This is a genomic window from Pseudonocardia sp. UM4_GMWB1 (assembly GCF_017312155.1).
Taxonomy (GTDB): Bacteria; Actinomycetota; Actinomycetes; order Mycobacteriales; family Pseudonocardiaceae; genus Pseudonocardia; species Pseudonocardia alni.
The window spans coordinates 126,420-140,543 of record NZ_QJPN01000001.1; the positions used below are offsets into that span (position 1 = coordinate 126,420).

The window sequence follows — 14,124 nt, forward strand, 5'->3', positions numbered from 1 at the left end:
CGTCCGGCGGTCGGTGGATCACCATGACCGGTCGTCGAGCGGTCCGCACCGCAGGGGTACTACCCGACGGTAACCCACGGGTTGGGACGATGACGCCCATGGCCCGCCCCGCAGCAGCCGATCCGCTCGCCCCGCTCGCCGCCCTCCCCGGCGTCGCCGAGGCGGTCTCCCGCGCCCGCGACGCGGCCACCGAGGTGCACAACCAGCCGGTCAACCGGCGCGGGTGGCCCGCGACGGCCGCCGAGGCCGCCCTGCGCGCGGCCCGCTCGTCCGCCGCGGTCGACGGTGCCCCGCTGCGGCCGGTCACCGCCGACCACGTCTCGGACCCGGTCCTCGCCGGCGCCGTCCGGATCGCCGACGAGCGCGCGAAGCTCCTCGACACCTGGGGTCGCGCGCCGCTGCAGGGGCTCGCCCGGCTGCACGTCCTGGCCGCGGGCGACCTCGTGCCCGCCGCCGAGCACGAGCAGGTGCTGGGCAGGCCGCGTCCGGCGACGTCGGGACGGCTCGCGGCGCTGGCCGACCTGATCGGCGGGGGCACCTCCGTGCCGGCACCGGTGCTGGTCGCCGTCGTGCACGGCGAGCTGCTGACCCTGGCCCCGTTCGGCACCGCCGACGGCGTCGTGGCCCGGGCCGCGGCCCGGCTGACCGCGATGTCCACCGGGCTGGACCCGCGCGGTCTGTCGGTGCCCGAGGTGGGGTTCCTGCGCCGCACCGCGGAGTACCGGGAGGCCGCGGCGGCGTTCGCGTCCGGGACGCCCGACGGTCTGGCCCGCTGGATCGTCCACACCTGCGCGGAGTGGGAGGCGGGCGGCCGGGAGGGCCTGTCGATCGCCGCCGCACAGTCCGGCTGAGCCCACGGACTCGGCACGGGCCCCGCGCGCCCTCGGTCGAGCCGCTGCACCCCGACCGGGCCGACGCGCTCCGGCCGGGCTCGAACACGACAGAGCCGGGTGGTGCCCCGAGGGGCACCACCCGGCCCGACGTGGGAACCGGCGTCCTGGCGTGCACTACGTGCCGTGTTGTGCGGCCTCGGCGCCCGGCGTCCCGGTTCGCAGGCCCACGACGACATGCCTCCCGCGGCGTGCTCGGCGTGGACGTGATCCGGTTCCCACGTACGGAGCCCGGTCAGGGGAGACGCCTCTTCTCCTCCGAGACGCCTCTGGCCCGGCCGGGGTCCGTGTCTCCTTCGTAGACCTGGAACGTGATGCGGGCAACCCTCGCACCGGGATGCACCGGTTCAGCAGCACAGGGTGACCGTCGACGGCCGCCGGGTGGGTGCACGACGACGCCCGGACGGCGGTCGCGCGCGGCATCCGGGCCGCGTTCCGGACCGACACCGTCGGCGCCGGGTCGCCCACCGCTACCCGCACCGCCACCGCGCTGCCCGCATGGCCACCCCGCTACCCGCACCGGTGCGGCCGGCCCCACCGCCCGCACCGGCACGGCCGCCCCCACCGCCCGCACCGGCACGGCCGCCCCCACCGCTCGCACCGGCACGGCCGGCTACGCCGCACCGGCCGGATTCCGCCACCGAGCCGCACGGCTCCGTCGATCAGTGCATCAGCGCTGTCCGACGGCGATCGGGCAGCAGTCGTGTACTGATCGACGGTCGCTCCTCGGGGCGCTCCGCACCGTCCCGCGCCTCGCCCCCCCGGCAGTCCGCTCACCGCGTGTCGATCAGTACACGAGCGTGCTCGCAGGCTGCCCGGACAGCATCGGCGTACTGATCGACGGTCGCGACGCGGTCGGGTCCGCGGTGGTCGCGGCGGGGACGGGCGGGGGCGCGGCGGGGACGGGCGGGGTCGCGGCGGGGACGGGCGGGGGGCGCCGGACGAGCCGGGCAGCCCGCCGCTCGGCTCGTCCGGCGACGCCCTGCCCACAGGCCGGCCGTCGCGTCAGCGGCCACCGCGGGCGGACCGGGCGACGGCCGCCCCCGCCACCAGCGCCGCGAGCACCCCGCCGACCGCCGCCGCACCGAGCAGCGCCGGGTCCCGCCGGGGCCCGCCCGCGCCGACCCCACCGGTGTCCTCGCCGGCCCCATCGGTCGCCCGCCCGGCGTGGACGCCACCCCGGGCCCCGGCCGCGAACCGGTCGGACAGCCGGTCGCGCAGCCGGAACAGCCGGTCCCGGCGGGAGGCGGCGCGCACGAACGCGAGCACCGGCCACCCCCGCTCACGGGCGATCACCCGTAGCTCCCGGTCCGGGTTCACGACGGACGGCTGCCCGACCGCCTCCAGCAGCGGCAGGTCGGTGATCGAGTCGGTGTAGGCGGCGCACCGCGCGAGGTCGAGTCCCAGCTCCTCGGCGATCTCCCGGGCCGCGACGGCCTTGCCCTCCCCGTAGCAGTAGAACGCGATCTCCCCGACGTAGCGGCCGTCCTCGATGTGCATCCGGGTCGCCCGGAAGCGCGTGATCCCGACCAGCTCGGCGATCGGCTCGACGACCTCCAGCCCCGACGCCGACAGCAGCACGATCTCCGCCCCCTGCGCACGGTGGTGCTCGATCAGCCGGACCGCCTCGGGGTAGACGAGCGGGCCCACGATCTCCTGCAGCGTCTCGGCGACGATCGCGCGGACCCGCGCCACCTCCCAGCCCTGACAGATCAGCACCATCCGCCGGCGCAGGGTGTCCATCGTGGACGCGTCCGCCCCGGCGAGCACGAGCAGCAGCTGAGCCCACGCCCCGCGCAGGACGGTCGAGCGGTCGATCAGACCGGCGCGGGCGAACGGACGCGCGAACGCCAGCGCACTCGACCCGGCGATGATCGTGTTGTCGAGGTCGAGGAACACCGCCCGGGGGCCGGCGGTCCGGTCCGGTGCGACGGGGGCTGTGGAGAACTCGGGCACGACGTCCAGCCTGCCCGAACCGGGACGCGCCTCGTCCCCGGTCCCCGACTCTTCCACACCCCGCCGACCGTCGGCCCCACGACGGGCGCCGCCCGTCCCCGCACCGCCCGGCCGGGGGTACGAGCAGGCCGATGACCGGCAGCGGAGGGTGATCGAACGTACGCGACCGGTCGCCCGGACGCGCCCACCGGTCAGTGGCGGAGTTCACCCCGTCGGGGTCGAGAGCGACGTCGCCGCCGGTACCGGTCGGCGCAGGCCACGGCCGGAGTATGGGCGCGACCGGCATGTTCCGGCTACAGTTGACCGAGCTCGGACGTGGTCCGAGCGGGTTCAGCTCGACCCCCCGGGGCTGAACCGCCCGACGGCCCCCGCCAATCCCCCCTGGCGGGGGTCGTCCTACGTCCGGGGTCGGACGACACGGTCGTGTCGGTCGCCCGCCTCCCCGGTGAGCTGCCCGCCGCTCCGGTTCTGCTCCTCCGTGGCGCGCCCGCGAGGGCCCTCCCCCGTGCTCCATCCTCCCGCACGACACCGACGGAACCCGTGGGTTGTCCACAGGCCGGGCCGTTTCCACGACGTTGTCCACAGGCCGGCGATCGGGGCCGGCGGGGCCCTCCCGGGACCGCACGCTCGACACCGGGGCCCGCACCGGCGGGCCGGTGTGGAGGACGACGCGATGGACCGGCGCTGCCTGATCGTGGCCGACGATCCCGAGCTGCTCGACGCGCTGCTGCGACTCGCCGCGGCAGCCGACATGGACGCCCAGCGCGCGGTCGACGCGGCCGACGCCCGCCGTGCGTGGGCCCGCGCACCGGTCGTGTTGCTCGACCGGGCCGGGGCCCGGCGCTGCGGCGAGGCCGGTTTCCCACGCCGCGACGGCGTCGTGATCACCGTCCCCGGCGAGCCCGCCGCAGAGGACTGGCGGATCGCGGTCGCCCTCGGCGCGGACCGGGTCGTGCAGCTCCCCCAGGGCGAGGCCGGGCTGGCCGGGATCCTCGCCGACGCCCGGGAGCGCGCAGCGGGCGACGGGCGGGCCGGCCGGGTGCTGGCCGTGGTCGGCGGCAGCGGTGGAGCGGGCGCCTCGGTGCTCGCCACCGCCGTCGCGCTGACCTCCGCACGGGCCGGGGAGTCCGCGCTGCTGGTCGACTGCGACCCGCTCGGCGGCGGCCTCGACCTGATGGTCGGGCTGGAGCAGGAGGCCGGGCTGCGCTGGCCGGAGCTGTCGGTCGGCGACGGCCGGGTGCGCGCCGCGTCGCTGCACGCCGCGCTGCCGCGGGCCGGGTCCGGGCGCACCGCGCTGTCGGTCCTGTCCTGCGCGCGCTCCCCGCACGGCCCCGAGCCGGCCGCCGTCACCGCGGTCCTCGACGCCGGTCGTCGCGCGGGCGGCACCGTCGTGTGCGACCTGCCCCGCTACCCCACCGACGCCGCACTCACCGCTCTCGGCACCGCCGACCTGACCGTCCTGGTGGTCCCCGCCGGGCTGCGGCCCTGCGCCGCGGCCGCCCGGGTCGCCGACGTGCTCGCCGAGCACGCCCGGGCCGTGGAGCTGATCGTGCGCGGGCCGTCCCCCGGCGGCATCACCCCCGACGAGGTCGTCGCCTCCCTCGGGCTGCCACTGCTCACGACCATGCGCCCGGAGCGGGACCTCGCCGGTGCCCTCGAACGGGGGCGGACCCCCGGCTCCGGGCGGGGTCCGCTCGCCACCGCGGCCCGGGCCGTGCACGAGCGCCTCTGCGGCACGGCAGGCTCCCGGCGGGCGGCGTCGTGAACCCGCTGGTCGACCGGGTGCGGGCCCGGCTGGCCGACGCCGGCGGCGAGACCGGGCCGGCCGCCGTCGCCGCGGCGGTGCGGGCCGAGTCCGGTGGGGTCGCGTCCGATCTGGACGTCCTCGCCGCGCTCCGCACCCTGCGCCAGGAGTTCACCGGAGCGGGCCCGCTCGACGCGCTGCTGCGCGATCCGGCGACCACCGACGTGCTGGTCACCGCGCCCGACGCCGTCTGGGTCGACCGCGGCGACGGGCTGCGCCGCACCGGCATCACCTTCACCGACGAGGCCGCGGTCCGGCGGCTCGCCCAGCGCCTGGCGCTCGCCGCAGGCCGCCGGCTCGACGACGCGAGTCCCTGCGTCGACGGCAGGCTCCCCGATGCCGGGGTCCGGCTGCACGCCGTCCTGCCACCGGTGGCGGCCGCCGGGACCGCGATCTCGCTGCGGGTGCTGCGCCCCGCCGGACACGACCTGGCCGCGCTCCGGCGGACCGGCACCCTCGACGCGACCGGCGAGGCCCTGCTGCGCGCGATCGTCGCCGCCCGGCTGGCCGTGCTCGTGGCCGGTGGGACGGGCAGTGGCAAGACCACGCTGCTCAACTCGCTGCTGGGCGCGGTCGATCCGGGCGAGCGGCTCATCACCGTCGAGGACGCCGAGGAGCTCTCCCCGCGCCATCCGCACGTCGTGCGGCTGGTCGCCCGACCGCCGAACATCGAGGGCTCGGGTGGCGTGCCGCTGCGCGAGCTGGTGCGTCAGGCGTTGCGGATGCGTCCGGACCGGCTGGTCGTCGGCGAGGTCCGCGGCGCCGAGGTGTGCGACCTGCTGGCCGCGATGAACACCGGTCACGACGGTGGCGGCTGCACCGTGCACGCCAACTCGGTCCGCGAGATCCCGGCCCGGATGCGCGCGCTGGCCGGGCTCGGCGGCATGTCCCCCGCCGCGCTCGACGGGCAGCTGACCGCCGCCGTCCAGGTCGTACTGCACATGCGACGCCGCCCCGGCGCCGGCCGGACGCTCGACGAGATCGGCGTGCTGGGCCGCTCCGACGACGGCACCCCCCGCGTCACGGCCGCCTGGAGCCGCGGCAGCGGGGCCGGACCGGGCCGCGACGAGCTCGCCACGCTGCTGCGCGAGCGCGGGGTCGGTGTGCCGTGCTGAGCACACTGCCCGGGACAGCGCAGGGCGCGGCGGTCCCCGCCCTGCTCGCGCTGGCGGTGCTGACACTGCCCGCGGCGCCGGGCCGATCCCGGTGGCGGGCCCTGACCGGCACCGGGGCCGGCCTCCCGACGGCCCGGCTGCTCGCTCCTCCGTTACCCCTGCTCGCCGCGCCGCTGGGGTGGCTACTCCTGGGCCCCGCCGGTGCGGTGTGCGCGGCGGGGGTGGCCTGGGGTGTTCGGCGCCGGGTCGCCGCACGCCGCGCCGCGGAACGGGCCGGGTCGACGGCGGCCGAGCTCGCCGACGCGCTCGCCCGGGTCACCGACGAGCTGCGCACCGGCGCGCACCCCGCGGCCGCACTGGCCGGGCACGTGCACGACGGGCCGCTCGCCCGCGCCCTGCTCGAGCCGGCGGCCGTCGCCGCACGGATCGGTGAACCGGTACCGGAGGCACTGCGCCGGACGGCGCGAGGGCCCGCCCGGCGCGACGTCGAACGGGTCGCCTCGGCCTGGGAGCTCGCCGACACCCACGGCGCCCCGCTCGCCGACCTGCTCGCCGGGCTGCTCGACGACATCCGCTGGCGGATCGCGCACGGCGCCCGGGTGCGCGCCCAGCTCGCCGGACCCCGGGCGACGGCGTCGGTGCTGACCGGGTTGCCGTTGGCCGGGATCGGTCTCGGGCAGCTCATGGGTATCGCGCCGCTGACCGTGCTGCGCACCGGTCTGCACGGTCCGGCGCTGCTGCTGACCGGGGTCGTCCTCACGGTCGCCGGGGCGGCGTGGGCCGACCGGATCCTGCGTGCGGCGGTGCCGACGTGACCGCGGCCGCGCTCGGACTCGCCGCGCTCGCTCTGGCCGTCGGGGGCGGGCGTCCCGGGCCGGGACGGCTGCGTGGGCTGCGTGCCGTCGTCGGCACGGCTGCGGCCGCGGCGCCGCCCCGCACGGCGGTCCTCGCGGTGCTGGTCCCCGCCGGGGCCGCGCTCGGCGGAGCCCTCGGCGGGGCGGGTGGCGCGGTCGTCGGCGCGGCGACGGGTGGCGGGCTGCTGTGGCTCGGCCGGCGGGCGGCCCGCGGGCCGGCCGCGCTGGTGGACTCCGCGGACCTGGCCGCCGCCTGGGACCTCCTGGCGACGTGTCTGGCCGCCGGTCTCGCCGTCGCGGACGCCGTCGGAGCCGCGGCCCGGCGGCTCGACGGCCCGGCCGGGGAGGCGTTGCGCCGGGTCGCGGGCCTGCTCGCCCTGGGCGCCGACCCCGACGACGCCTGGGCCGCCGCCGGCTCGGTCCCCGAACTCGCCGGGTTCGCCCGCGCGGCGGGCCGGTCGGCCCGTACCGGTGCCGCCCTCGGACGCTCCGCCGCGGCGGAGGCGGCCCGGCTGCGCGCCGGTCTGGCGGACCTCGCCGAGGAGCGGGCGCAGCGCGCCGCGGTCCGCATCACCGCCCCGCTGGGGCTCTGCTTCCTGCCCGCCTTCCTGGTCCTCGGCATCGTGCCGGTCGTGATCGGGCTGGCCGGGGAGGCGTTCGCGCGGTGGTGACCACCGCCGCGCGGCGACCGGGTCCGCACCCCGCGGGCCCCCGACGAAGGAGACACCGATGACCCCCACCCGTTCCCTGCTGCACCGCCGGCTGCGCGCACTCGCCGCCGACGACGACGGTATGTCCACCGTCGAGTACGCCGTCGGCACCGTCGCGGCTGCGGCGTTCGCCGCACTCCTCTACGCGATCGTCAGCGGCGGCGACGTCCTCGCCGCCCTCACCGGGATCGTCCAACGTGCGCTGTCCACGACGCTCTGACCCCCACCGCACCAGCCGCGGTGGTCGCCGCACCATCGGCCGGGCTGCAGCCGTCGGCGCCACGAACAGCCTGGCGAGTTCCCCGGCGGACGACGACGGTGCGGTCACCGTCGAGGCGGCGCTGGCGCTCGGCACCCTGGTCGCGGTCACCGCGGCGGCGGTCGGAGCCGTCGCCGCGGTGGCGGCCGGGGTCCGCTGCGCCGACGCCGCCCGCGAGCTGGCCCGCCAGACCGCACGCGGCGACACCGAACGGGGCCGGGCCGTGGCCGCGCAGCTGGCCCCGGCCGGGGCCGAACCGGAGCTGCGCCTCGACGGCGATCTCGTCGTCGTGACGGTGCGGGTCCGGCCGGTCGGGCTGCTCCCGGTCACGATCAGCGGCACCGCGACCGCCGCGGTCGAACCCGGCGTCACGACCGCCGCGGAACGGTCCGGGGCCCGGGCCGCCCGGCCCGGCGTCACAGCCGGGTCGACCCCACCCGGCGGCGCGTCATGAGCCGCCCGGTCCCTCCGCGCCGGGGCGACGACGCGGGCGTCGCCTCGGTGTGGGCCGCGACGGCGGCGGCGGTGCTGCTGCTCGTCGGCATCGTCGGCGTCGACCTGGCCGCCGCCACCCGCGCCCGGCACGTCGCCTCCACCGCCGCGGATCTGTCCGCGCTCGCGGCCGCCGGCCGGTCGGTGGACGGCACGGCCGCCGCCTGCGCACGTGCCGCCGACCTGGCCGCCCGCAACGGCGCCGAGCTCCTGACCTGCAGCCTCGACGGCTGGGACGCCCTGGTCGAGACCCGGGTCGCCTGGTCGGGGCTGCTCCCGCTGCGCGGTCCCGCGCGGGCGAGGGCGCGTGCAGGCCCGGCTCCCGTGGACACCGGCCCGCCCCCGGCGAGCGGGACCGTGGACGGTTCCGGCCCCACCGCGGAGCCGTCGTGAACTCCCCCGGACGTGATCACGATCTCGGTGAGCGGTCCACGCCCCCGGATGAACGGACGGCGAACCCCGGAGCACGCCGTCATCACGATTGCCTACGACGAACGTCCCAGCGCGACCGCGTTTCGTCGTGGGGGCCTGACCGATCACCGACGTCGCGCGGTCCACATCTGGTCACCGTCGCGACACTCGGGCCTACTGGGAGTCGCAGGGACGGGCAGGGTCCGGTCCGGCCCCGCCACGAAGACCACGCTCCCCAGACAGCGACGACGTCGGAGCGCCCCTGGCGCCCCCGTCCGATGTCGTCGCACGTGGTTGCCACCGGCCCGCCCCCGCCCCCGACGGGCGGGCCGGTGGTACCCCGTCCGGTTCCGCGATCACCGCGAACCGGCCGGGGCACCGCCTTCCAGCGCGGCGAGGACCAGGTCCAGCACCTGCACCGCCCCCGTCTTGTCCAGCGGGTTGTTGCCGTTGCCGCACTTCGGGGACTGCACGCAGGACGGGCAGCCCGTGCGGCACTCACAGTCCCGGACCGCGGCGCGGGTCGCCGCCAGCCACCGCCCCAGCACCTCGTGGCCGCGTTCGGCCAGGCCCGCGCCGCCGGGGTGCCCGTCGTGCACGAACACCGTCGGGAGTCCGGTGTCGGGGTGCAGTGCGGTGGACAGACCGCCGATGTCCCAGCGGTCGCAGATCGCGAACAGCGGGAGCAGACCGATCGCGGCGTGCTCGGCGGCGTGCAGTGCGCCGGGGAGACGGGCCTCGTCGATGCCGGCGTCGGCGAGCGCGTCGGGGTCGATCGTGTACCAGACCGAGCGGGTGTCCAGGCTCTGCGGCGGCAGGTCCAGCGCCGTCTGGTCGAGCACCGTCCCGTCCGGGGTGCGTCGCCGGTAGGCGACGACCTGGCTGGTCACCGTGGTCGCGCCGAAGCAGACCTGCACCGGTCCGTACCGGCGGTGCTCCCTCACCTCGAGCACGGTGACGTCGGAGACCGACTGGGCCTCGGTGCGCCAGTCCGGGTCCTCGGCGTGGACGAGCGCGACGCCGTCGTCGAGGTCGAGCTCGTCGACGACGAAGCTGTCGCCGCGGTGCAGGTACACCGCACCGGAGTGGATCGTGCCCGGGGCCGAGCCGCCGTCGACGGTGCCGAGCATCCGCCCGGTGGCCGCTTCCACCACGGCGACCTGCCCGAGCCCGGAGCCCCGGATGTCGACGTGTGCGGCGGGGGCGTCGCCGGTGTCGGGCCAGAACCAGCCGTGCGGTCGTCGGCGCAGCACGCCCTCGCCGACCAGGGCGTCGAGGACCTCCACCGCGGGGGCTCCTCCGAAGATCTCCTCGACATCGACCGTGGTCAGTGGCATCTCCGCGGCCGCGCACGCCAGCTGCGGCGCGAGCACGTACGGGTTGACCGGGTTGAGCACGCAGCTCTCCACGGGCGCGCCGATCAGCGAGCGAGGGTGGTGCACGAGGTAGGTGTCGAGCGGGTCGTCGCGGGCGACGAGCACGACGAGCGCCTCGTCGGCGGCCCGTCCGGCACGCCCGGCCTGTTGCCAGAACGACGCGCGGGTGCCCGGGAACCCGGCCTGCACCACGGCGTCGAGACCGGAGATGTCGACGCCGAGCTCGAGCGCGTTGGTGGTCGCGACCCCGAGCAGCTCGCCCGACATCAGGTCGGCCTCCAGCGCGCGCCGTTCCTCGGGCAGATAGCCGCCGCGGTATGCGGCCACCCGCGCGGCCAGCTCCGGAGCGATCTCGGCGACCTGGCGCTTCGCACCGAGCGCGGTGAGCTCGGCGGCCCGCCGGGACCGGACGAACGCCAGGGTGCGGGCGTCGGTCAGGACGAGGTCGGCGAGCATCCGGGCGACCTCGGCGCCGGCGGAGCGGCGGACCGGCGCCCCGTTCTCCCCGGTGATCTCGGCGAGCAGCGGCGGCTCCCAGAACGCGACGGTGCGCCCGGCGTGCGGGGACCCGTCCTCGGTGACGGCGACGACGCCGCGTCCGGTCAGCCGGGACGCGAACTCCTCCGGGCGGGCCACCGTCGCCGAGGCGAGCACGATCACGGGGCGCGCGCCGTAGCGGGCGGCGAGGCGCAGCAGCCGGCGCAGCAGCAGCGCCACGTGCGAGCCGAACACCCCGCGGTAGGTGTGGCACTCGTCGACCACGACGTAGCGCAGCCGGCGGAGGAAGGTCGCCCAGCGTCCGTGCCGGGGAAGGATCGACCGGTGCAGCATGTCCGGGTTGGAGAACACCCACCGGCAGTGCCTGCGGACCCAGTCGCGCTGGTCCATGGGGGTGTCGCCGTCGAACGCGGCGGGCCGGACCCCGTCCGGGGCGAGCCCGTCGAGGGACCGCAGCTGGTCGGCCGCGAGTGCCTTGGTCGGGGCGAGGTACAGCGCCGTGGCCCGCGGGTCCTCGGCCAGCCCGGCGAGCACCGGCAGCTGGTAGACCAGCGACTTCCCCGACGCCGTCCCCGTCGCGACGACGACGTCGGCGCCGGAGTGCACCAGCTCCGCACCCTGCGCCTGGTGCGACCACGGGCGGGTCACGCCGCGGGCCGCCCAGGCCGTGCGCAGCGGCTCGGGCGTCCAGCCCGGCCAGTCGACCGGGTTCCCCGCCCGCGCCGGGATCCGCACGACGTGCCGCAACGGGTCGTCGACGGCGCCGACCCCGTCGTCGACGGCGCCGCGGGATTCGTGAGGACGGTCGGAACCGCGGAGACCGTCAGGACCGTCGAAGCCGTCCTGCGCGGCGAACGTCCCGGCACCCGGCCCCGGCCCCGGCGCGTCCGTGTCGGCGGCACCGGACGCCCACGTGGTGTCGGCACGGGCCGGGTCGAGCCCCGAGCCCGCCAGCACGCGACGCAGCAGCTCCACCCCGCGCTGCGACCCGTCCGGGCCCTGTGTGCTCTCCGCCGTCGCTCCCACGACCGACCACGATGGCACAGATGTTCGAACGCTCCGCCGTCGCTCCCGGTGGCCGACCCGGGCCGCCGGGCCGCGGCCGGTCGGATCGCGGAAGTCGTTGCACCGCAGTTGATCTGCAAGTTCCCGGATTGCGTCGCAACATCGTGTGGGATTGATCACTTTTGCCAGTTCGTTACGTCTTGTGATCCCAATCGCACTGAGGGATGCACCACACTCCTAGACTGCACCAGCCCGGTCACCGGTGGACGCCGCCCGGGCCCAGTCGACGCCGACGAGGCCGTCGCCGCCCGGACGGGCCGAGCCACACCGGCCCGTCCCGGCCGCCGGGGACCTCGCCGGCCGGATCCTTTCCACCGGGAGGACACGGATGTCCCAGCCCACCTACCTCGCCCAGGGCCTCGAGCTCGGCGGCGGGGACCTCGCCATCGTCGGCGTGGTCGCGGTGGTCGCCCTCGTCGCCCTGGTCGTCGGCGGTCTCCTGTTGCGGGAGGTGCTCTCCTACGGCGAGGGCACCCCGAACATGCAGGAGATCGGCCGCGCGGTCCAGGAAGGCGCCACGGCGTACCTCAACCGTCAGTTCCGCACGCTCGCGATCTTCGCCGCGATCGTGTTCGTCCTGCTCTTCGCGCTCCCCGCCGAGGACCTCGGCGAACGCATCGGCCGGTCGATCTTCTTCGTCGTCGGCGCGGTCTTCTCCGCGATCATCGGCTACCTGGGCATGTGGCTCGCGACGCGCGCGAACATCCGGGTCGCGGCCGCCTCGCGCGAGACGGGCGGCCGCGAGAAGGCGACCCGCATCGCGTTCCGCACCGGCGGCGTCGTCGGCATGTTCACCGTCGGCCTCGGCCTGTTCGGGGCCGCGATCGTCGTGCTCGTCTACGCCGGCCAGGCGCCCCGCGTCCTGGAGGGCTTCGGCTTCGGCGCGGCACTGCTCGCGATGTTCATGCGGGTCGGCGGCGGCATCTTCACCAAGGCCGCCGACGTCGGCGCCGACCTGGTCGGCAAGGTCGAGCAGGGCATCCCCGAGGACGACCCCCGCAACGCGGCCACCATCGCCGACAACGTGGGCGACAACGTCGGCGACTGCGCCGGCATGGCCGCCGACCTGTTCGAGTCCTACGCGGTGACCCTGGTCGCCGCGCTGATCCTCGGCACAGCGGCGTTCGGTCTGCAGGGACTGCTGTTCCCGCTGATCGTCCCCGCGATCGGCGTGATCACCGCGATCCTCGGCGTCTACCTGACCAAGGCCCGTGCCGGGGAGAACACCCTGCGCGCGATCAACCGCAGCTTCTACCTCTCGGCGCTGTTCGCCGGGGTGCTGTCGATCGTCGCCGCCTACGTCTACCTCCCGGGCACCTTCGGCGAGCTGCTGAACCCGACCGACACCAGCGTCGTCGGCCTCGCCGGCGACCCGCGCCTGATCGCCTCGGTCGCGGTCGTCATCGGCATCGTGCTGGCCGCGGTCATCCTCAAGCTGACCGGCTACTACACCGGCACCGAGGACCGTCCGGTCAAGGACGTCGGCGAGTCCTCGCTGACCGGCGCGGCCACCGTGATCCTGTCCGGCATCTCGATCGGCTTCGAGTCCGCCGTCTACACCGCCCTCGTCATCTCCGCGGCCGTCTACGGCGCGTTCCTGCTGTCCGGCTCGATCGTCGTGTCGCTGTTCGCGGTCGCGCTGGCCGGTACCGGCCTGCTGACCACGGTCGGTGTCATCGTCGCGATGGACACCTTCGGCCCGGTCTCGGACAACGCCCAGGGCATCGCGGAGATGTCCGGTGACGTCGAGGGCGAGGGCGTCGACATCCTCACCGAGCTCGACGCGGTCGGGAACACCACCAAGGCGATCACCAAGGGCATCGCGATCGCGACCGCGGTACTCGCCGCGACAGCGCTGTTCGGCTCCTACCGCGACGCGATCAGCCAGGCCCTGGCCGGGGTGAACATCGCCGCGCAGGACGCCGGGACGGCCTTCGCCTACGAGGTGTTCAGCCCGAACACCCTGGTCGGCGTGATCATCGGTGCCTCGGTGGTCTTCATGTTCTCCGGCCTCGCGGTGAACGCCGTGACCCGCGCCGCGGGCGCGGTGGTCTACGAGGTGCGCCGCCAGTTCCGCGAGCACCCCGGGATCATGGACCGCACCGAGCGCCCGGAGTACGGCCGCGTCGTCGACATCTGCACCCGGGACTCGCTGCGCGAGCTGGCCACCCCCGGCCTGCTCGCCATCTTCGCCCCGATCGCGGTCGGGTTCGGTCTCGGTGTCGGCCCGCTGGCCGGCTACCTGGCCGGTGCCATCGCGACCGGTGTCCTGATGGCGATCTTCCTGGCCAACTCGGGCGGCGCCTGGGACAACGCCAAGAAGCTCGTCGAGGACGGCAACCACGGCGGCAAGGGTTCCGACGCCCACGAGGCGACGATCATCGGCGACACCGTCGGCGACCCGTTCAAGGACACCGCGGGCCCCGCGATCAACCCGCTGATCAAGGTCATGAACCTGGTCTCGGTGCTGATCGCCCCGGCGGTCGTGGTGCTGTCCACCCCCGACGCCAACCCGGTGATCCGGATCGTCATCGCGATCGTCGCCGTGGTGATCATCGCGGCCGCGGTGGTGGTCTCGAAGCGTCGCACCTCGGCGATCACCGACGCCCCGGCCGAGAGCTCGGTCGGCTGACCGACACCTCGCAGGACCACGGCGGCCGCTCGTCCCATCGGGACGGGCGGTCGTCCTGCGTC

11 protein-coding genes are annotated in these 14,124 nt (G+C 76.4%); 9 read left to right on the forward strand and 2 right to left on the reverse strand.

The window, feature by feature from the left end; genetic code table 11:
- Positions 1–98: 98 nt before the first annotated feature.
- Positions 99–851: an oxidoreductase gene (locus DMP15_RS00625; RefSeq protein WP_073575811.1), complete on the forward strand. Its 753-nt coding sequence runs from the start codon at positions 99–101 to the stop codon at positions 849–851.
- Between the two features lie 1,044 nt (positions 852–1,895).
- Here DMP15_RS00625 and DMP15_RS00630 read toward each other — a convergent pair.
- Positions 1,896–2,846: an HAD family hydrolase gene (locus tag DMP15_RS00630; RefSeq protein WP_083658677.1), complete on the reverse strand. Its 951-nt coding sequence runs from the start codon at positions 2,844–2,846 to the stop codon at positions 1,896–1,898.
- A gap of 673 nt (positions 2,847–3,519) precedes the next feature.
- Between DMP15_RS00630 and ssd the strand changes: the two genes are divergently transcribed.
- From ssd to DMP15_RS00665, 7 genes are read left to right on the forward strand one after another with little or no spacing between them, the layout of a single operon-like run.
- Complete coding sequence (gene ssd, locus DMP15_RS00635; protein ID WP_073575935.1) at positions 3,520–4,611, forward strand: septum site-determining protein Ssd; 1,092 nt, start codon at positions 3,520–3,522, stop codon at positions 4,609–4,611.
- On the forward strand, positions 4,608–5,765 hold the full coding sequence (locus DMP15_RS00640) for a TadA family conjugal transfer-associated ATPase (RefSeq protein WP_073575809.1): 1,158 nt from the start codon (positions 4,608–4,610) through the stop codon (positions 5,763–5,765). The genes ssd and DMP15_RS00640 overlap by 4 nt, the downstream gene beginning before the upstream one ends.
- A complete protein-coding gene (locus DMP15_RS00645) occupies positions 5,759–6,580 on the forward strand; it encodes a type II secretion system F family protein (protein ID WP_073575808.1) in 822 nt (273 codons plus the stop codon). The genes DMP15_RS00640 and DMP15_RS00645 overlap by 7 nt, the downstream gene beginning before the upstream one ends.
- Entirely contained in the window at positions 6,577–7,290 is a 714-nt protein-coding gene (locus tag DMP15_RS00650; RefSeq protein WP_139282820.1) for a type II secretion system F family protein, read from the forward strand. Before DMP15_RS00645 ends, DMP15_RS00650 begins: the two co-directional genes overlap by 4 nt.
- A 58-nt stretch (positions 7,291–7,348) precedes the next feature.
- Positions 7,349–7,549 (forward strand): DUF4244 domain-containing protein, encoded by a 201-nt coding sequence (locus DMP15_RS00655; RefSeq protein ID WP_073575807.1) that lies wholly within the window; start codon positions 7,349–7,351, stop codon positions 7,547–7,549.
- A complete protein-coding gene (locus DMP15_RS00660; RefSeq protein ID WP_073575806.1) occupies positions 7,527–8,042 on the forward strand; it encodes a TadE family type IV pilus minor pilin in 516 nt (171 codons plus the stop codon). Before DMP15_RS00655 ends, DMP15_RS00660 begins: the two co-directional genes overlap by 23 nt.
- On the forward strand, positions 8,039–8,473 hold the full coding sequence (locus DMP15_RS00665; protein ID WP_073575805.1) for an Rv3654c family TadE-like protein: 435 nt from the start codon (positions 8,039–8,041) through the stop codon (positions 8,471–8,473). The genes DMP15_RS00660 and DMP15_RS00665 overlap by 4 nt, the downstream gene beginning before the upstream one ends.
- Before the next feature lie 374 nt (positions 8,474–8,847).
- Here the strand turns inward: DMP15_RS00665 and DMP15_RS00670 are convergent, their stop codons facing one another.
- A complete protein-coding gene (locus DMP15_RS00670) occupies positions 8,848–11,391 on the reverse strand; it encodes a DEAD/DEAH box helicase (protein WP_337825341.1) in 2,544 nt (847 codons plus the stop codon).
- Between the two features lie 367 nt (positions 11,392–11,758).
- On the opposite strand from DMP15_RS00670, the gene DMP15_RS00675 reads away from it, so the two are divergent.
- The gene (locus DMP15_RS00675) at positions 11,759–14,062 is read left to right on the forward strand and encodes a sodium-translocating pyrophosphatase (protein ID WP_073575802.1); all 2,304 of its coding nucleotides are present in this window, start codon (positions 11,759–11,761) and stop codon (positions 14,060–14,062) included.
- Positions 14,063–14,124: the final 62 nt, after the last annotated feature.